This window comes from Nocardioides sp. YIM B13467 (assembly GCF_042788075.1).
Taxonomy (GTDB): domain Bacteria; phylum Actinomycetota; class Actinomycetes; order Propionibacteriales; family Nocardioidaceae; genus Nocardioides.
This window is the reverse complement of the sequence record NZ_JBHZPJ010000046.1, coordinates 2,678,643-2,696,005: the sequence shown is the minus strand read 5'-3', so window position 1 is coordinate 2,696,005 and position 17,363 is coordinate 2,678,643. Positions and strand designations below refer to the sequence as shown.

The window sequence follows — 17,363 nt, the reverse complement described above, 5'->3', positions numbered from 1 at the left end:
ATCAGGGAAGGTCGAGGAAGGCGTACTGGGCGACCTTGTGCGGAAGCTGAACGACAGGGCCCCGCTTGAAGCCGTAGTCGTCGAGCCTGGCGAGGGAGGCCTCGTTGGAGGCGTCGGGCTCGACGACTACGCGGCGGGCGCCGGACTGGGAGATGACCTCCTCGATGAAGAACTCGAGGACCTCCTCCGTCCGGCCCTTGCGGGTCGGGGTGTCGGCGAGGAAGAGGTGGACGCCGATGTCGCCGGGGCGGCGGTCGTAGAAGGTGCCGAGCTCGTCGACCTCGGGGTCCCAGGTCTGGAAGAGCGCGACCGGATCGCCGTCGAGCTCGACGATGTACGCAGCCAGATGGGGCTGCTCCTGCAGCCACGTGTAGATCTCCTCGATCTCCTCGCGCGGCTTCTCGACCATGCCCCAGAACCGGGCCCGATCGTCGTGCAGCCAGCCGCACAACAGGTCGATGTCGGCCGACGGCTCCAGGTCACGAATGGTCAGGGCTGCGTCTTTCAGGGGCATGTCTTCTCCTCGGTGAGCAGGGACCAGTCGGTGACGACGCGGACCGCGCCTCCCCTGGCCCAGGCGTCGTGCTGGTCGGTGTGGTGGGGGCTGTCGGGGGATCCGCTGACACCGAGGGGTACGACCCAACGGCTGTCGTCACGGTCGGCCAGGTCCCACGCGTAGCGCGCCACCGAGCCTCGGACGGTCACGGTGGTGCCTGGGATCCAGGCGTTGCAGCGCACCGTGTCGGTGTCGCCGGGCAGAGGGGTGGCGGGGGCGGTCCGCGTGTGCGGCAGCTCGAACTGCTCCAATGCGTGCAACGGCCAGAACCGGTGCCTCTCGGGCCAGCGTGGCAAGTGCCCCCGGCGAGTCGGCACGTCCTGACCACTGTCCTTGCCGAGTCGGCTCGTCATGACGAGCTGGCTCGGCGTTTCCGGGTCGGTGGGCGCCGACTCGGCCAGGTAGACGGCCCGGGCAGCCTCCTCGACGAGAACGATCGGGTCCAGGCCGAAGGGCCGCTTCGCCGACAGGATGACGTGCAAGCAGGCCGCGACCCGCGACGGCAGGCTGAACCAGGGCTCGTAGAGAGGCCCGTGCTCCGACGGCTCACGCAGCGGCGCGAGCGCCGGTGCCGCGCAGATCCGGTCGACCACCTCGGCCCGCAACGCGGCGTACCAGGCCGCCCTCGGGGAATCGTCCATCGCGCCGTCCCAGTCCACCAGCGCCGGCGGACGAAGATCGACCGGGAGCAGCGCGAGCAGGGGCCCGCCCGCGGTCTGGGTGGTGTCGGCGAGCACCGCCACCGCATGCTCGGCGTCGAGGAGCCCGGCATCGTCGAGGAGCTGTCCGATCCGGTCCGCCCGGAACGGTGGCGCGAAGCCGGCCGCGAGCACGTCGAACTCCGGCATGCACCGGTCGTTGGCCGTCACGACAGAACCATCCGCCGACGCCGTACGCCGGGGAAGCGGGTCGACCCAGCCGGTCCACTCCCCCGCCTCGTCGCGCCGCGGCACCCGGCCGCCGACGGTGTGGACGACGTCGCCCGCCACGTCGGCGATCACCCAGTTGTTGACCGGCTCGACCCAGTGCGCCACCGCAGCCTCCACGTCGGCGACCGAGCGTGCCCGCAGCAGCGGCAGCAGCGCCCCGAAGCCGAGGTCGGCGAGCTCGTGGCCCGGTGAGCGCAGCACCTCTCCCCAGCCCTCGTCGGAACCGCCGAGCACGACCGGCCCGCGGTCGGTCTCCAGCACCTCGACCTCGACCGGCTCTTGGCCTCGGACGAGCACCGTCTCCACGCTCCGCCGCACCACATCGCCGCCCGAGCGCAGGTCGACGCGTACGAGATCCTGATAGTCGGCCATCGCGTTGGTGATCCCCCATGCGACCTGACCGGCGTGCGCGAAGTGCTGCACGCCGGGTACGCCGGGGAAGGTCATCCCGACCACGTCGAAGGCATCGTCGGGGTCGGTGCACGCCAGCCGCACCTGGAGATAGACGTTGGGCGCCTCGAAGACCCGGTGCGGATCACCCGCCACCAGCGGCAGACCGGAGACGGTGCGGCCGCCGCCGACGGCGTACGCGTTGGACCCACCGGAGAGGCCCTCGGTGCGAAACAGCTCGGCCTCGGGCCCGAGCACCCGCGCCGCCCGGGCGCCGAAGAGCTTCGAGGGGAACGACCCGAAGAGGATCTGCTGCACCCAGAAGNACCGGGCGGGCCGCTTCGTCGTCTGCTGCTCACATCGCGGAGGCCGTGACCGCCTCGGCGAGCCGTGCGGCGGCCGCAGAGATCCGTCGGTTGCTCGGGACGGCGAGCTGGAAGGACCACTCCAGGCCGATCGGGACGGCGGCGACCCCGGGGTCGCCCTCGACCGACGCGCGGGGCACGACCGAGACGCCCAGACCGCGGCAGACGAGGTTGCGGGCGAGCCCGAAGCTGGTGACCTCGGTGCGAACGGTCCGGGAGACGCCAGCAGAGGCGAACGCGGCGTCCACCACCGTACGGTTGCCCCACCCCGTCGGGAAGTCGACCCAGGTCTCCTCGGCGAGGTCGGCGGCGGACACCGCACCGACCCGCGCCAGGCGGTGGCCGGGCGCGCAGATGAAGACCAGCTCGTCGCCGTGGATGCGGGTCAGGGTCAGCCCGGGCAGCGAGGCCGCCGCGGTGGAGATCAGGGCGAGATCGAGGGCCCCGGAGCGTACGTCTGCCTCGCTGGTCGCGCTGCCGGAGATGGTCTGGCGAAGGCGCACGGTGATGCCGGGATGGCGGGCGGCGAAGCCCTGCAGCACCTCGGCGATGTTCCAGCGGCCGGTGTAGGAGAGGGTGCCAAAGAGGACGGTGCCGACCACCTGTCCGCGCGCGCCGGCGACCGCCTCTCGAGCAGCCTCGATGCCGGCGAGCACGTCGCGAGCGCGCGGGAGCAGCGCCTCGCCCTCGGCGGTGAGCGCGAGGCGGTGGTAGCCGCGCTCGATCAGCGGCGCTCCCAGCCCGCGCTCGAGCTGCTTGATGGCCGCGGAGACCGCGGACTGCACGACACCGACCCGGTCCGCGCCGGCGGTGAAGCTGCCGGTCTCGGCGACGGCGACGAAGTACTCCAGCTGGTGGGGCTGCATGCTCCTCACTATCGCAGATCGTGATGCTTACCTTCGACAAGATTCGTTGGAGATGATCATGCAGATCGGCGAGCATGGAGGCATGACGACAATCCAGGCAGCGCCCCTCACCGAGCGGCACCACCACGTCCGCGGGTTCTGGTCGGTGGCGTTCCTGTTCGCGGTGACGATGGGCTTCGCGGCCGCGCCGGCGCCCCTCTACGTCTTCTACGTCGACGAGCAGGGCTGGAGCTCGTTCGTGATCACGGTGGTGTTCGCGACGTACGGCGCGGGGGTGGCGATCTCGCTCTTCCTCGCCGGCCACCTCTCGGACCGGTTCGGGCGGCGGCGGGTGGTGGCGCCGGCGGTACTGCTCAACGTGCTCTCGGCGCTGATCTTCCTCTCCACCCATGAGCTGGGCTGGCTGCTGCTGGCGCGGCTGTTGTCCGGGCTGGGTGTCGGGATGCTGACCGCGACCGCGACGGCCCACCTCGCCGAGCTGCACCGGACGGCGCGTCCCGAGGCGCCGGCGACCCGGGCCGAGGTGGTCGCGACCGCGGCCAACATCGGCGGTCTGGGGCTGGGCCCGCTGGTCGCGGGCGCGCTGGCCGAGTGGGCGCCGCGACCGCTCTACACGCCGTACGCGGTCTTCGCGTTCCTCATGGTGCTCGGGCTGCTCGCGGTCGTGGCCGCGCCGGAGACGGTCGACACCGACCAGCCGGGGTGGACCTACCGGCCGCAGCGGGTGCGGGTGCCGGCAGACGCGCGCGGCGCCTACTTCGCCGCCGGGATGGCGAGCTTCGTGGCGTTCGCGATGTTCGGCTTCTTCACCTCGCTGGTGCCGTCGTTCCTCGCCGAGGATCTGGGCATGCACTCGCACGCCGTCGCGGGCGTGATCGGATTCTCCATCTTCGGCGCCGCGGCGCTCTTCCAGGTGCTGGCCGGGCGCTGGCCGCGCCGTCAGCTGTACGTCACCGGGCTGGTCGCGCTGACCGCCGGGCTCGTCCTCGTGGTCGGTGCCCTGCTGTCCGGCACGTTCTGGGTGCTGGTCGCCGGGGCCGTCGTCACCGGCGCCGGGTCCGGGATGTCGTTCAAGGCGGCGGTCGCCACCGTGATCTCGGTGGCGCCGGCGAACGGCCGCGGCGAGGCGCTGGCCGGGCTCTTCCTGATGGCCTACCTCGGGATCACGGTGCCGGTGGTGCTGCTGGGAATCCTGGTGCAGTTCGTCGCGACCGAGCCGGCGATGCTCGCCTTCGGCGCGCTCCTGCTGGTGCTGCTCGGGGTCGCGGCTCGCGGGGTGACCGGGACGCGGCGCACGACATGATCAGCGGTTGATCGTCCGGCGTAGCTGGTCACGGGCGGCGCGGCGTACGGCCTCGCTCAGGTCGTCGAGAGCGATCGAGTCGAGGCGCCAGCGCTGCCAGAAGAGCTGCATGTCGATCGGCTTCGCGCCGGGGAGCGGGACCGTCGCGCCTGACTCGAGGTCGGCCTCGGCCTGGGCGTCGAGGAGCATCCCCCAGCCGAGGCCGCGCCTGATGGCCTCGTGGAAGTCGTGGCTGCTCGGGACCCGGTGGACGACCGGCGGCCGGGTCGCGCCGTGCGCCGCCAGCACCTCGTCCTGGAGGTGGTCCTTCTCGTTGAAGACGATCATCGGGATCGCACCCCAGTCGATGCCTCGGCCCTTGCGGTGGCGCTCGACCAGCGCCGGGGTCGCGCCGGGCGTGTAGCGGAGCCGGCCGAGCGGCTCGACCGTGCAGCCCTGGACCGGCTTCGGCTCGCTGGTGACCGCGGCGAGGACCTCGCCGCGGCGTAGCGCGTCGGCCGAGTAGCCCTGGTCCTCCACGGTGATCCGCAGCGCGGTCCGGTCCCAGGTCGCCACCTCGTCGAGCACCGGACGGAACCAGGTCGCGAGGGTGTCCGCGTTGACCACGACCGAGAGGTCGACGACGGTGTCGTCGCTGCTGTCGCCGGCGCTCAGGGTCGCGGCAGCCTCGTCGAGCAGCAGGCGGAGCTGTCGGCCGTGCCTGATCAGCGGCTCACCGGCCTCGGTGGGGGTGCAGGGAGTCGTACGCCGCACCAGCACCTGGCCGGCCGCGCGCTCGAGCGCCCGGATCCGCTGGCTGACGGCGCTCGGGGTGATGTGGAGGCGTCTCGCCGCGGCGTCGAAGGTGCCTTCCTCGGCGATCACGACGAGGGTCTCGAGCTGGGTCGGGTCGAGGGCGGGCATAGCTTAAGTGTGGCTTATCTTCGGTAAGATTCTTTCGCTGGCCTGTAGGCACGTGGCGGCTCTAGCGTCGCTGGTGTGATCCAAGCCAGCCTCGCCGGACTCCTCACCGGACTCAGCCTCATCATCGCCATCGGGTCCCAGAACGCGTACGTCCTGCGGCAGGGCATCCTGCGCTCGCACGTGTTCGCCGTGGTGGCCGTGTGTGCGGTCTCCGACCTCCTGCTCATCTGTGCCGGGGTCGCCGGCATGGGGGCCGTCGTCGAGAGCGCCGGGTGGGCGGTGGAGGTGCTGCGCTGGTTCGGGGTGGTGTTCCTCGGCTGGTACGGCATCGGTTCGTTCCGGCGAGCGCTGCGGCCCGCGGGGCTGGATGCCGCCGACGCGCCCCGCGAGACACTCCCCCGCGTGATCGCCAAGGCGGCCGCCTTCACCTGGCTCAACCCGCATGTTTACATCGACACACTTGTGCTCCACGGGTCGATCGCGGCGACCTACGGCTCGGCGCGATGGGGGTTCGCCATCGGCGGCTGCCTGGCCAGCATCATCTGGTTCGCCGGTCTCGGCTACGGCGCTCGGCTCCTCGCGCCGCTGCTCGCCAGCCGACGTGCCTGGCAGGTGCTCGACAGCCTCATCGGGTGCATGATGCTCGCGATCGCGGGCGGGCTCGCGCTGGGCGGACTGGGCTGACCGGGCGGGCCGACTTTCAAATCCGTCCAATGTGTTGACCAGCCGCCTAGTGTGGCCGCATGCCGTGGACGACCTCCGATATTCCTGACCTGACCGGCAAGAACGCCGTGGTGACCGGACCGACGCTGGGCGGGATCGGGTATTTCATCGCGCGCGGCCTCGCGGCCGCGGGGGCACGGGTGATCCTGGCGGGGCGGTCCTGGGAGAAGCTCGACGCGGCCGCGGAGGCACTGACCGAGGAGGTTCCGGGCGCCAGCCTCGACCGGGTCGCGCTCGATCTGTCCTCGCTCCAGGCGGTGCGGGCAGGGGCCGAGGCGATCGCGGCGGCGACCTTCGACGGCGGCGGGCCGCTGCACCTGCTGGTCAACAACGCCGGGGTGATGGCGACGCCGCAGTCGCGGACCGTGGACGACCTCGACCTGCAGATGGCGACCAACCACTTCGGGCCGTTCCTGCTGACCGGACTGCTGCTCGAGCCGCTGGCCGAGAGCGGCGAGGGGCGGATCGTGACCATGGCGAGCGTGGCGCACAAGGTGGCCCGCAAGGCGCCGCTCGGATTCCCGACGGTGCAGGTCGGGCGCTATTCGCCGTGGGGCGTCTACTCCCAGTCGAAGCTCGCCAACCTGCTCTTCACCTTCGAGCTCCAGCGGCGCCTGGAGAAGGCGGGACTGCCGGTCGGTGCGTACGCCGCTCACCCGGGGCTAGCCTCGACCCGTCTGATGGCCAACGGTGCTTCCCGGACCATGATCGCGCCGATCGCGAGCATCGGCGAGGCCGCCGTCCGGGCGATGGCGCAGACCCCGGAGGCCGGCGCCTGGCCGGCCCTGATGGCGGCGACCTTGCCAGGGCTGGAGCCCGGGACGTACGTCGGGCCGAGCGACGCCTTCGAGGCACGCGGTGTGCCGAAGCCGGTCAACGCCTCGCGCCTCGCGCGCGACCCCGAGGCGGCGCGGGCGCTGTGGGAGCTCTCCGAGCAGACCACCGGCATCGCCTATCCCTGACCGGCCCAGACCAAAGTCTGAGCCCGGTCGCTACCTCCGGCCGATGCCCCGAAGGTGCCTCGGATCCTAGATTCACCAGGGTGAGCAAGAAGGTCCAGATCTGGTCCCGGACGATCTCCGGGCACACCCACCATCTCGAGGTGACCGGGGAGATCATCCGTACGTTCGTGTGGACCGTCGACGGCGAGGAGGTCCTCACCCGGAAGACCTCCGACGACCGGGCCCGGCTGGAGAGCAAGGCTCACGGGAGCCTGCTCGTGATCCACTCCGGGCTCGGCACACCGCGTCGCGCGACCTACTTCGCGCCCGGTGAGGACCTGGCCGGGATGGCCGGCATCGGCGGCGTCGACCTCACCCCGGCGCCGGGGTCGCGGGCCGCTGCGTACGAACAGCGGGTGATCGACCACCCCAAGCGTTATGCGCTCATCGAGACCCTCGGCGGCGCCGCGGGCGTGGTCGGCGGCATCGTCGCCGCGATGGTCGTCGCATGGATCCTCGCCCGGGTCTCGCTCCCGGACATCGACCTCCCGCTCCCGAACCTGCCGGATCTCCCCGACCTGCCGCTCCCCGACCTCCCCAGCATCCCGTGGCCCTCGATCCCGTGGCCGGACCTGCCGAACATACAGGTCCCCGAATGGGTCAAGTGGGTCGCCAACCACGTGAAGTACGTCTGGCCCGTCGTCCTCGCCTTCGTCCTGGCCCAGGGCGAGATCAAGCGCCGCCGCAAGCACGCCGAGGCGTCCGCCGCGCAGGCCGAGGCGTCAGGTACGTCGGCCGAGACGTCACTCCCGCAGGCCGAGAAGGCAACGGGTGACGCCTCGGCCGACGCGGGTGACGTCTCGGTGGAGGAGGGTCAGCGACGGGGCTTGTAGGTCGGCTTCTCGCGCTTGAAGGCGGCCTCGCGGGCGATCTTGGTGTTCTCGCCGAAGAGGAGGCGGAGCTGCTCGATGCGCTCGCGGGAGAAGGTGCGCTTGATCGGGGCGTACCAGGTGTCGTTGAAGAGGCGCTTGGCTGCGGCGAGCTGGTCGGGGGAACGCTCGGAGAGCTTGCGGGCGAAGGCGGTCGCGGTGGCGACCGGGTCCGCGGAGAGCTCGGTGACCAGGCCCAGCTCGTAGGCGCGCTCGCCGGAGAACTGCTCGGCGGTCATGGTGAGCTTCTTGGCGGTGTCGATGCCGACGACCTCGGAGAGCGACCGGATCCCGGTCATGTCGGGGATGATGCCCCACTTGCCCTCGAGGACCGACCACTGCGAGTCGGGCTCGGCGATGCGGAAGTCGGCGCCGAGCGCGATCTGTACGCCGCCGCCGAGGCAGTGACCGTGGACGGCCGCGATCACCGGAACCGGCAGCCGTCGCCAGGCCCACACCGACTCCTGGAAGAGGTTGGTGCCGCGGAAGGGTCGGGGCAGGAAGGCGCCGACGATCTTCTTCGGGTCACGCAGGACCGAGGCGAAGTCGAGACCGGCGGTGAACGCGTCCCCCTCACCGGCGATGACCACGGCACGCAGGTCGTGGTTCTTGCCGAGCACCTTGGCGGTGTCGACCAGCTCCTGGAGCAGCTCGAGGGTCAGCGCGTTGAGCTTGTCCGGGCGGTTGAGACGCACCTGGGCGATGCCGTCGTTGATTTCGGTGGTGACGAGGGGCATGGGGAGAACATTACGGGGCAGTAGGCATGATGGGGCACATGGCTGACCCACGCGCTGGAACGCTCGCTACGCCCGCCGACCTGGTCGACGTACCTCACCTGGTCGCCTCCTACTACAACCTGCAGCCGGACCCGGACGATCCGGCCCAGCAGGTCGTCTTCGGCACCTCGGGCCATCGCGGGTCCTCGCTCAGGTCAGCCTTCAACGAGACGCACATCCTGGCCACGACCCAGGCGATCGTCGACTACCGGACCTCGCAGGGCTTCGACGGGCCGCTGTTCATCGGGCGCGACACCCACGGCCTCTCCGAGCCCGCGTGGGCGAGCGCGCTCGAGGTGCTGGTCGCCAACGACGTACGCGTCCTGGTCGACGACCGCGACGGCTACACGCCCACGCCGGCGATCTCGCACGCGATCCTCCGTGCCAACGCCGGGCGCCTGTCGGGCGCCGGCCTCGCCGACGGGATCGTGGTGACCCCGTCCCACAACCCGCCCTCCGACGGCGGCTTCAAGTACAACCCGCCCCACGGCGGTCCCGCGGACTCCGATGCCACCAAGGTGATCGCCGCCCGCGCCAACGAGCTGATCCGCGCCGGGCTCTCGGGCGTCAAGCGGGTGCCGTTCGCCGCCGCGAAGCGACGAGCCGAGGCGTACGACTTCCTGGGCTCCTACGTCGACGACCTGCCCAACGTGGTCGACCTGGCCGCCATCCGCGATGCCGGGGTGCGGATCGCCGCCGACCCGCTGGGTGGGGCCTCGGTCGCGTACTGGGGCGAGATCGCCGAGCGGCACAAGATCGACCTCAACGTGGTCAACGAGCTGGTCGACCCGACCTGGCGCTTCATGCCGCTGGACTGGGACGGCAAGATCCGGATGGACTGCTCCTCCCCCAGCGCGATGGCCGAGCTGGTGCGCTTCCTGGAGAGCACCCCGGAGTTCGACATCGCCACCGGCAACGACGCCGACTCCGACCGGCACGGGATCGTCACCCGCGACGCCGGGCTGATGAATCCCAACCACTTCCTCGCGGTCGCGATCGACCACCTCTTCGGCGGCGCGCGTCCCGGCTGGCCGGCGACCGCGCGCATCGGCAAGACCCTGGTCTCGTCCTCGATGATCGACCGGGTCGCCGGTGCGCTCGACAAGCCTCTGGTCGAGGTGCCGGTCGGGTTCAAGTGGTTCGTACCGGGGCTGATCGACGGCTCGTTCGGCTTCGGCGGCGAGGAGTCGGCGGGTGCCTCGTTCCTGCGCTTCGACGGCACCGCCTGGACCACCGACAAGGACGGCATCATCCTGGCGCTGCTGGCCTCCGAGGTCCTGGCGCGCACCGGGAAGAGCCCGTCCCAGCGCTACGCCGAGCTGGTCGCCCAGCACGGTGAGCCGGCATACGCCCGGATCGACGCCCCGGCCTCCCGCGAGGAGAAGGCGAAGCTCGCCGCCCTCTCCCCCGATGCCGTGACCGCGACGACCCTGGCCGGTGAGGAGATCACCGCCAAGCTCACCGAGGCGCCCGGCAACGGCGCGGCCATCGGCGGCCTGAAGGTGACCACCGAGTCGGCCTGGTTCGCGGCCCGGCCGTCGGGGACCGAGGACGTCTACAAGATCTACGCCGAGTCGTTCCGAGGGCCTGACCACCTGGCGAAGGTCCAGGAGGAGGCCAAGGCGGTCGTCTCCGCCGCCCTGGCCTGACCTCCCGTTCGCCCCAGCCCGAGATCAACGCATCCAGAACGGGTGCTCGGCGTCCTCCCGCACCGCCACGTTGACCCGGTTGAAGAGGTTGTGGGTGGCGATGCAGAGGACCAGGGCAGCGGTCTGCTTCTCGTCGTAGTGCTTGGTGACCTCACGCCAGAGCTCGTCCGGCACGGCGTCCTCGGAGTCGGCGAGGCGGGTGACGGCGTCAGCCAGAGCGAGGGCCGCCTTCTCCGCCTCGTCGAAGAAGGGCGACTCACGGAAGGCGGCCAGGCCGACGACCTTCTCGATCGGCAGGCCGACGTCGGCGAGACGTACGGCATGACCTTGGAGGCAGGCGGCGCAGCCGTTGAGCTGGCTCACCCGGATGGCGACGAGCTCGGTCGTGGTCTCGGGCAGGCCACCGTCGGCCACGGCAGCCAGGAGGTTGCCGATGCCCTTGAATGCCTGCGGGATGACTTCTGCGGGGTTCTTCATTCGGTTGCTCATGCCATCCCTGACCCGCCCCGGCGCACCTATGTGACAGACCGGTGAAAGAAAAAAATTCTTTCACCGAAGCGGTCACATCTGGTCTGCTTCGCGGGTCGGGTCTATACGGGTCCGGACTGTACGGGCCGACGATCGAGAGGACCGACGATGCAGCAGGAATGGCTGGCCGAGCGTTTCGAGGAGGAGCGGCGGCACCTGTTCGGAGTGGCCTACCGGATGCTCGGATCGACCTCCGAGGCCGAGGACGCCGTCCAGGACGCCTGGCTCCGGCTGAGCCGGAGCGACGCCGACGAGATCGACAACATCGGCGGCTGGCTGACGACCGTGGTGGCACGCGTCTCGCTCAACATGCTCCGCTCGCGCAAGACCCGCGGCGAGCTCCCTCTCGAAGATCGACTGCCGGAACCCACGGTCGTCCTCGACGACGCCACCACCCAGGACCCGGCCGAGCGCGCCATGCTCGCCGACTCGGTCAGCATCGCTCTCCTCGTCGTGCTCGACCAGCTCTCCCCGGACGAGCGGCTGGCCTTCGTACTCCATGATCTCTTCGCCGTGCCGTTCGACGAGATCGCGACGATGCTCGACCGCTCGTCCGATTCGACCCGCCAGCTCGCCAGCCGCGCCCGCCGAAGAGTCCGAGGTCGTACGCCGGATCGCGATGTCACCGCGCAGCGCGAGGTCGTCGACGCGTTCTTCGCCGCCGCCCAGGACGGCGATCTGGACCGCCTGATCGGTGCGCTCCACCCCGACGTCGTCCTGCACGCCGATCTCGGCTCCGGGATCACCACATACCGCGGCGCGGCCAAGGTCGCGGGCAACGCCGTCATGTACGCCCATGCCGACCGCGTCACCCACCCCGCCCTCGTCAACGGCTCCGCCGGCGTCGCGATCACTTTCCACGGGAAGCTCTACAGCGTCATGGCGTTCACCGTGGTCGACGGGCGGATCACCGAGATCGAGGCGTACGCCGCCCCGGCCCAGGTCGCGAAGCTCGCCGCGAGCCTGGGGCTGGAGTCAGCGCACGGCCAGGCCTAGGCGGCCTGGCGGCGGGGTCGGCCGCGGCCACGCTTGTGGGTGACCACCTGGCCGCGTTCGACGATCTCGCCGCCCCAGACGCCCCAGGGTTCGGAACGGGCCAGAGCACCGGAGAGACACTCACGCATCACCGGGCAGTCGAGGCAGCGATCTTTGGCCACCTCGAGGGCGGCGGGGGACTCTGAGAACCACAACGCAGAGTCGTCTCCGTGGCACGGAAGGCCGGCGGCGTACAAAGGCGGGATGATCTCCAAGGGCACCCCTCGAGAATCTGCGCCTGAGGTAGGCCCGCACATCGGGAAACTACCTTAGATCTCCCCTGAGGAGCTTCCACTGAGAATCTCCCGAGGGCGAATCGTTTCGGACTCGTGTTTCGCGTTTGCACCCTTCTTCATCGCAAATCTCTCTACGATGCGAAATCGCCGCGACTCGACGCGGCGGAACCCCGAGAGGAGCAACCCGTGAAGCTCGGAAAGCAAGGAATCAGCCTTGCGCTCGTCGCGGCAGGCCTGGTGGCCACACCGATCGCCGCCTTCGCCGCGGAACCGGATCCCAGCGGCATCGACCAACTGAAGGCCGCGGCCGATCAGACCGTCACGCTCAAGAAGGAGGGCGCCACCGGCCTGATCGGCTACGCGTCCACCAAGGGCGACCTGCTGCCCGGCGTCGCCGCTGACAGCAAGTCGGAGGCGGCCGCGAAGGCACGCGAGTATCTCGACAAGTACGCCCCGGTCTTCGGTGCCGAGGCCGACCAGCTCGACCAGTCGAAGGTCAGCACCACCCCGGCCGGGTGGACCGTCGAGTTCGAGCAGGCCTACAAGGACGTGCCGGTCTTCGGCGGCGTCCTGAAGGCCCACGTCGACAAGGCGGGCGACCTGACCTCGGTCAACGGTTTCGCCGCCCCGAACCTCGATCTCAGCACGACCCCGAAGTGGTCGAAGGAGAAGGCCTCCGCCAGGGCGCTCGAGCTGGTGAAGTCGAAGCCGGCCGAGGCCCACACCGACAGCAAGGTCGACACCACTGACGTGAAGGTCGTCAAGGCCGACCTCAACGTCTACCGCATGGGAGCCGCCCAGGGCGTGAGCGGCAAGAGCCTGCTCGCCTGGGTCGTCGAGGTGTCCAACCGGTCCACCGTGCGCGAGACCGTCGTGCTCGACGCCGCCAGCGGCAAGCCGGTCAACCGCTACTCGATGATCCACTCGGCCAACGAGCGAGAGCTGGTCGAGAAGCACAACACGCCCGACACCGGCGACGACGCGACCGTCTGGGTCGAGAACGACGCCTTCCCGGGCACCCTCGACCAGGACCAGCAGAACGAGGTCGCCACCACCGGCGAGTCCTACTGGCTCTTCAAGAACACCTTCGGCCGCGACTCCTACGACGGCTCCGGAGCGAAGATGGTCACGGTCAACAACGACCCGGCGATCTCGTGTCCGAACGCCAACTGGAACGGCGCGACCACCAACTACTGCTCCGGGGTCACCTCCGACGACGTGGTGGCGCACGAGTGGGGCCACGCCTACACCGAGCACACCTCCGGCCTGATCTACCAGTGGCAGCCGGGTGCGCTCAACGAGGCGTACTCCGACATGTGGGGCAACACGCTCGACTTCCTCAACACCCGTGAGAACACCACCGACGACGTGGCCCGTACGGATGGGCACTGCTCCTCCTCCACGCGCGGCGCCATCGCGCTGACCATCAACTCGCCGGCCGACGTGGCCGGAGACTGTCCGGCCGCGGCTGCCAACTTCGGCCCGGTCTACCCGACCGCCGGAGTGACCAGCGACATCGTCGTCGGCCTCGACGCCGCCAACAGCGGTGGCCCGACGACCACCGACGGTTGCTCGCCGTTGGAGAACGCCGCTGCCGTCAACGGTAAGTTCGTGCTCGTCGACCGTGGCACCTGCCCGTTCACCCAGAAGGTCGCGAACGCCAAGAACGCCGGCGCCAAGGGCGTCGTGATCGCGTTCCTGGAGGGCCAGCCGCTCGGCAGCATCTCCGGCAACTCCGACATCTACGGCGCGACCACCGACTACGCCACCGGCCAGAAGATCAAGAACGCCACCGGCACGGTCAACATCACCATCAAGGACGCCTCGGCCGAGTCCAAGGACGAGTCCGTACGCTGGCTGATGGGTGAGGACTCGACCGCCTTCGGCGGCGCGATCCGCGACATGTGGAACCCGACCTGCTACGGCGACCCGGGCAAGGTCTCCGACGAGGAGTATCACTGCACCACCGACGACTCCGGCGGCGTGCACTCCAACTCGGGTGTCATCAACCACCACTACGCCCTGCTCGTGGACGGCGGCGCCTACAACGACGTCAACGTGGCCGGCATCGGCCTGGACAAGGCGGCCAACCTGATCTGGCACGCCCAGACCAACTACCTGACGCCGACCTCGGGCTTCCCCGAGTACGCCCAGGCAATGGTCTCCTCGTGCGCCGACCTGACCGGCGTGACCTCGCTCAAGAAGCTCACCCTGGGCACCTCGACGCCGCAGACCGGCGGCGGCGAGACTCCGGGTGGCGAGGCCGCGGCTCCGGCTCTGGAGCCGATCACGGCCGCTGACTGTGCGGCGGTCGCGGCGGCCAACACGGCCACCGAGCTCGCCGACGAGCCGGTTCAGTGCAACTTCGGCCCGATGCTCGACCCGAACACCCCCGCCCTGTGTGGCGAGGGCACCAACGAGGTCACCACCTACACCGAGGACTTCGAGGACGGTCTGACCGGTTGGACCCAGGACGCCGAGTCCCTGGTCCCCGGCAACGACTACCCCTGGGAGACCCTGAGCGGCGTCGAGGGCAACGAGACCAAGGCGGCGTGGGGCCCCGACCCCGTCGAGGGCCAGTGCGGTGACCCGGTCGGTGACATCACCAGCCGCAACGGCCTGATCTCCCCGGAGATCACCGTGCCCGCGGGTCAGACACCTCGCCTCACGTTCGACCACTCGGTGCGCACCGAGTCGAGCTGGGACGGCGGCAACGTCAAGGTGTCGGTCAACGGTGGCGACTTCACTCTCGTCGACCAGGCTGCGTACCTGTTCAACGCACCGGGCGCGACGATGGACCCCGACAGCGGCTACCTCGCCAGCGAGCCCGCCTGGACGGGCACCGACGGTGGCAAGTTCACCGGTCAGTGGGGCACGACGATCGTCGACCTCGATGCGATCGCCGACGCCGGTGACACCGTGAAGTTCCGCTTCGACCTCGGTCGCGACGGCTGCAACGGCGTCGAGGGCTGGGCCATCGACAACGTCTCGGTGAGCTACTGCACCGAGAAGGCGGTCCCGGAGATCTCCGCCACCTCGCCCAAGCGGGGCAAGGTCGAGATCACCGTCGACGGCGAGCGCGCCTCCGGCCAGATCGTCGTCAGCGAGAACGGCATCCGCGTCGGCCGCTTCACCCTCAAGAAGGAGGAGGCGACCTTCCGGGCGTTCCGAGGCACCCACACCTACAAGGTGGTCTACTCGGGTGACCGGAACAACGAGGCGATCACCGAGACGGTGACCGTCAGGGTCAAGTAGCCGTCACACCATCAAAGGGCCCCGCCGAACAAACCAGTTCGGCGGGGCCCTCTGTATCCCTACACTCACGCCATGCGCGGAACGATTCTGACCATGGGCGGTGGCGGCTTCTCGATGCCGGAGGTGCACGGGCGTGACTTCTCGCCGATCGATGCCGAGCTGAACCGGCTGACCGGCAAGGAGCGGCCCAAGGTCTGCTTCATCGGCACCGCGAGCGGGGACGCGGACAGCTACCACGACAAGTTCCTCGCCGCGTACGCCGACCGTTCCGAGGCGAGGGTCCTGTCGCTGTTCAACAAGGCGCCGGAGGGCCACGAGCTTCCGATCAACAGCCTCGAGCAGCTGCTCGACCAGGACATCGTCTACGTCGGCGGCGGGTCCACCGCCAACCTGCTCGCGGTGTGGCGGCTGCACGGGCTGCCCGCGCTGCTGGAGAAGGCCGCCGCCGGCGGGACGATCCTGGCGGGGATCTCGGCCGGGGCCAACTGCTGGTACCAGGCGTCCTCGACCGACTCCTTCGGCCCCACCGCGCCGCTCCCCGACGGACTGGGCTTCCTCCCCGGTTCGTTCTGCCCGCACTACCTCGGCGAGGAGGACCGGCGCGAGACGTACGTCCGATTCGTCGGCTCCGGGGCGCTGCCCTCCGGCTACGCGGCCGACGACGGCGTCGCCCTGCTGTGGCGCGACGGCGAGCTGGTCGAGGCGATCAGCGAGCGGCCCGACGGAGTCGCCTACGCCGTCGGGCCGGACGGGGAGACCCCGCTCGAGGTGAGAGTGCTCTAAGGCAGGTAGAGCAGGGCGTACGTCGCGAGGTGGCAGAACCCGAAGAGCGCGGGCGCCCACACCTCGACGTTGCTCATCGGCAGGTAGCGCGAGCTGTCGCGACCGAGGCCGACGGCCGACCACTCCGCGACGCCGGGCGCCGCGGGGAGCTGCTTCTCGAGGTGGGAGATGACGGAGTACTTCCCGCTCGCCATCTGGCGGTAGGAGCGGATGATCCAGAACCAGCCGAGGCACGAGCCGAGGGCGGCGATCAGGGCGACAGTGAAGAGCCACGGCCGTTCCGGAGAGCTGGCCACGAGCGCGGTGCCGGCGACCAGGAGCCCGACGTTGAGGACCAGCAGGAACGCGCTGGTCAGCGTACGCCGCACGCTGAGCCGCTCGGCCTCGGCGACATAGAGCTTGTACTGGTCGAAGAGGATCGCGCGGTCGCCGCTGGAGAGGACGTCGGGAGGAAGCACCCACAGACCCTCGGCGAGCGCCGACGGGTTCGGCTTGTTTGCGGTCACATAGCTGCGCACCGCGGTCGGCGACCCGGTTCCGGGAATCAACTCGTTCTCCATAGTGGCTAGTTGTCTACCGGTCCTGGCGGACGATGTCCATACGAGATTCGTCACCGTGACTCAGTGGAGATCTCGCAGACTGGCCGCGGCCTCGTCGACACACTCCGGAAGGCTGAGGTCGGTTTCTCCGGATACCCATCGGGTGAAAGCCGTCTGGAACACCGCGGCAGCGCTGTACGCAGCCAGCGAAGCGGTCGGTTCGCCCACGCCCCGCTCGGCGAGCGCGGTCTGTGCCGCGGTCGTCATCGCGGCCATCTTGAGCAGCTCACGCTCCTGGAGCGCGGGAGTCGCCTCGACGATCCGGGCGCGCTGGGCCGCCTGCTCCCGGGTGCGTGCCTCGGCGATCCCGACCGCCACCTCGCGTACGCCGTCGAGCACCATCTGCAGCGGGGTCGCCTGCTCGTCGGCGGCCGCGATCGCCTTGATGACCGCCTCGTCGAGAGAGTTGGGGTTGGCGAAGAGCACCTCACGCTTGTCGGCGAAGTGGCGGAAGAAGGTGCGCTCGGTCACCCCGGCGCGGGCGGCGATGTCGCCCGCGGTCGTCCGGTCGTAGCCCTTCTCGGCGAACAGGTCGAGGGCAGCGGCCAGCATCCGACCACGCGCGTCCGGTTCCCATCTCGCCATGGGCCCATCCTA

The 17,363-nt window shown here is 70.1% G+C and carries 17 protein-coding genes; 8 read left to right on the top strand and 9 right to left on the bottom strand.

The genetic code is table 11. The features are described 5' to 3' along the window. Position 1: 1 nt before the first annotated feature. From ACFX43_RS19965 to ACFX43_RS19955, 3 genes are all read right to left on the bottom strand, one after another. Positions 2 to 514 (bottom strand): GNAT family N-acetyltransferase, encoded by a 513-nt coding sequence (locus ACFX43_RS19965; protein WP_378833324.1) that lies wholly within the window; start codon positions 512 to 514, stop codon positions 2 to 4. Continuing rightward, the gene (locus ACFX43_RS19960) at positions 505 to 2,193 is read right to left on the bottom strand and encodes a penicillin acylase family protein (protein WP_378833318.1); all 1,689 of its coding nucleotides are present in this window, start codon (positions 2,191 to 2,193) and stop codon (positions 505 to 507) included. Before ACFX43_RS19960 ends, ACFX43_RS19965 begins: the two co-directional genes overlap by 10 nt. A 37-nt stretch (positions 2,194 to 2,230) precedes the next feature. After that, positions 2,231 to 3,106 (bottom strand): LysR family transcriptional regulator, encoded by an 876-nt coding sequence (locus tag ACFX43_RS19955; protein ID WP_378833311.1) that lies wholly within the window; start codon positions 3,104 to 3,106, stop codon positions 2,231 to 2,233. 82 nt (positions 3,107 to 3,188) lie between these two features. Between ACFX43_RS19955 and ACFX43_RS19950 the strand changes: the two genes are divergently transcribed. Beyond that, a complete protein-coding gene (locus ACFX43_RS19950; RefSeq protein ID WP_378833308.1) occupies positions 3,189 to 4,409 on the top strand; it encodes an MFS transporter in 1,221 nt (406 codons plus the stop codon). Here the strand turns inward: ACFX43_RS19950 and ACFX43_RS19945 are convergent, their stop codons facing one another. After that, on the bottom strand, positions 4,410 to 5,312 hold the full coding sequence (locus ACFX43_RS19945; protein WP_378833304.1) for a LysR family transcriptional regulator ArgP: 903 nt from the start codon (positions 5,310 to 5,312) through the stop codon (positions 4,410 to 4,412). It abuts the gene before it with no gap. Between the two features lie 75 nt (positions 5,313 to 5,387). Here ACFX43_RS19945 and ACFX43_RS19940 point away from each other — a divergent pair, with 75 nt between their 5' ends. From ACFX43_RS19940 to ACFX43_RS19930, 3 genes are all read left to right on the top strand, one after another. After that, a complete protein-coding gene (locus tag ACFX43_RS19940) occupies positions 5,388 to 5,996 on the top strand; it encodes a LysE/ArgO family amino acid transporter (protein WP_378833298.1) in 609 nt (202 codons plus the stop codon). 59 nt (positions 5,997 to 6,055) lie between these two features. Next, positions 6,056 to 6,997 (top strand): oxidoreductase, encoded by a 942-nt coding sequence (locus ACFX43_RS19935; protein WP_378833294.1) that lies wholly within the window; start codon positions 6,056 to 6,058, stop codon positions 6,995 to 6,997. A gap of 80 nt (positions 6,998 to 7,077) precedes the next feature. Next, entirely contained in the window at positions 7,078 to 7,869 is a 792-nt protein-coding gene (locus ACFX43_RS19930) for a hypothetical protein (protein WP_378833288.1), read from the top strand. On the opposite strand, the gene ACFX43_RS19925 is transcribed toward ACFX43_RS19930, so the two are convergent. Next, the gene (locus ACFX43_RS19925) at positions 7,851 to 8,642 is read right to left on the bottom strand and encodes a crotonase/enoyl-CoA hydratase family protein (protein WP_350840971.1); all 792 of its coding nucleotides are present in this window, start codon (positions 8,640 to 8,642) and stop codon (positions 7,851 to 7,853) included. The two genes, ACFX43_RS19930 and ACFX43_RS19925, sit on opposite strands and share 19 nt — an antisense overlap. A 38-nt stretch (positions 8,643 to 8,680) precedes the next feature. On the opposite strand from ACFX43_RS19925, the gene pgm reads away from it, so the two are divergent. Beyond that, positions 8,681 to 10,330 (top strand): phosphoglucomutase (alpha-D-glucose-1,6-bisphosphate-dependent), encoded by a 1,650-nt coding sequence (gene pgm / locus ACFX43_RS19920; protein ID WP_378833282.1) that lies wholly within the window; start codon positions 8,681 to 8,683, stop codon positions 10,328 to 10,330. A 24-nt stretch (positions 10,331 to 10,354) separates the two neighbouring features. Here the strand turns inward: pgm and ACFX43_RS19915 are convergent, their stop codons facing one another. After that, on the bottom strand, positions 10,355 to 10,819 hold the full coding sequence (locus ACFX43_RS19915; protein WP_378833278.1) for a carboxymuconolactone decarboxylase family protein: 465 nt from the start codon (positions 10,817 to 10,819) through the stop codon (positions 10,355 to 10,357). A gap of 147 nt (positions 10,820 to 10,966) precedes the next feature. Here ACFX43_RS19915 and ACFX43_RS19910 point away from each other — a divergent pair, with 147 nt between their 5' ends. After that, positions 10,967 to 11,854 carry a sigma-70 family RNA polymerase sigma factor gene (locus ACFX43_RS19910; RefSeq protein WP_378833254.1) on the top strand — a complete coding sequence of 296 codons (888 nt, stop codon included), beginning with the start codon at positions 10,967 to 10,969 and terminating at the stop codon, positions 11,852 to 11,854. On the opposite strand, the gene ACFX43_RS19905 is transcribed toward ACFX43_RS19910, so the two are convergent. Further along, a complete protein-coding gene (locus ACFX43_RS19905; RefSeq protein WP_045547698.1) occupies positions 11,851 to 12,150 on the bottom strand; it encodes a WhiB family transcriptional regulator in 300 nt (99 codons plus the stop codon). The two genes, ACFX43_RS19910 and ACFX43_RS19905, sit on opposite strands and share 4 nt — an antisense overlap. A 165-nt stretch (positions 12,151 to 12,315) precedes the next feature. On the opposite strand from ACFX43_RS19905, the gene ACFX43_RS19900 reads away from it, so the two are divergent. Both ACFX43_RS19900 and ACFX43_RS19895 read left to right on the top strand, forming a co-directional pair. Then, positions 12,316 to 15,384: a M4 family metallopeptidase gene (locus ACFX43_RS19900; protein ID WP_378833244.1), complete on the top strand. Its 3,069-nt coding sequence runs from the start codon at positions 12,316 to 12,318 to the stop codon at positions 15,382 to 15,384. A 72-nt stretch (positions 15,385 to 15,456) separates the two neighbouring features. Continuing rightward, positions 15,457 to 16,167, top strand: coding sequence for a Type 1 glutamine amidotransferase-like domain-containing protein (locus ACFX43_RS19895; protein WP_378833235.1), 711 nt, complete (start codon positions 15,457 to 15,459; stop codon positions 16,165 to 16,167). Here ACFX43_RS19895 and ACFX43_RS19890 read toward each other — a convergent pair. Both ACFX43_RS19890 and ACFX43_RS19885 read right to left on the bottom strand, forming a co-directional pair. Beyond that, entirely contained in the window at positions 16,164 to 16,715 is a 552-nt protein-coding gene (locus tag ACFX43_RS19890; RefSeq protein WP_378833227.1) for a hypothetical protein, read from the bottom strand. The two genes, ACFX43_RS19895 and ACFX43_RS19890, sit on opposite strands and share 4 nt — an antisense overlap. A gap of 72 nt (positions 16,716 to 16,787) precedes the next feature. Continuing rightward, positions 16,788 to 17,351: a helix-turn-helix domain-containing protein gene (locus tag ACFX43_RS19885; protein WP_378833223.1), complete on the bottom strand. Its 564-nt coding sequence runs from the start codon at positions 17,349 to 17,351 to the stop codon at positions 16,788 to 16,790. Between the last annotated feature and the right edge of the window lie 12 nt (positions 17,352 to 17,363).

Coding starts and splice junctions, on each gene's coding strand:
- ACFX43_RS19965 (WP_378833324.1), bottom strand. CDS start 514: ATGCCCCTGAAAGACGCAGCCCTGACCATTCGTGACCTGGAGCCGTCG.
- ACFX43_RS19955 (WP_378833311.1), bottom strand. CDS start 3,106: ATGCAGCCCCACCAGCTGGAGTACTTCGTCGCCGTCGCCGAGACCGGC.
- ACFX43_RS19950 (WP_378833308.1), top strand. CDS start 3,189: ATGACGACAATCCAGGCAGCGCCCCTCACCGAGCGGCACCACCACGTC.
- ACFX43_RS19945 (WP_378833304.1), bottom strand. CDS start 5,312: ATGCCCGCCCTCGACCCGACCCAGCTCGAGACCCTCGTCGTGATCGCC.
- ACFX43_RS19935 (WP_378833294.1), top strand. CDS start 6,056: ATGCCGTGGACGACCTCCGATATTCCTGACCTGACCGGCAAGAACGCC.
- ACFX43_RS19925 (WP_350840971.1), bottom strand. CDS start 8,642: ATGCCCCTCGTCACCACCGAAATCAACGACGGCATCGCCCAGGTGCGT.
- pgm (WP_378833282.1), top strand. CDS start 8,681: ATGGCTGACCCACGCGCTGGAACGCTCGCTACGCCCGCCGACCTGGTC.
- ACFX43_RS19915 (WP_378833278.1), bottom strand. CDS start 10,819: ATGAGCAACCGAATGAAGAACCCCGCAGAAGTCATCCCGCAGGCATTC.
- ACFX43_RS19910 (WP_378833254.1), top strand. CDS start 10,967: ATGCAGCAGGAATGGCTGGCCGAGCGTTTCGAGGAGGAGCGGCGGCAC.
- ACFX43_RS19905 (WP_045547698.1), bottom strand. CDS start 12,150: ATGTGCGGGCCTACCTCAGGCGCAGATTCTCGAGGGGTGCCCTTGGAG.
- ACFX43_RS19895 (WP_378833235.1), top strand. CDS start 15,457: ATGCGCGGAACGATTCTGACCATGGGCGGTGGCGGCTTCTCGATGCCG.
- ACFX43_RS19885 (WP_378833223.1), bottom strand. CDS start 17,351: ATGGCGAGATGGGAACCGGACGCGCGTGGTCGGATGCTGGCCGCTGCC.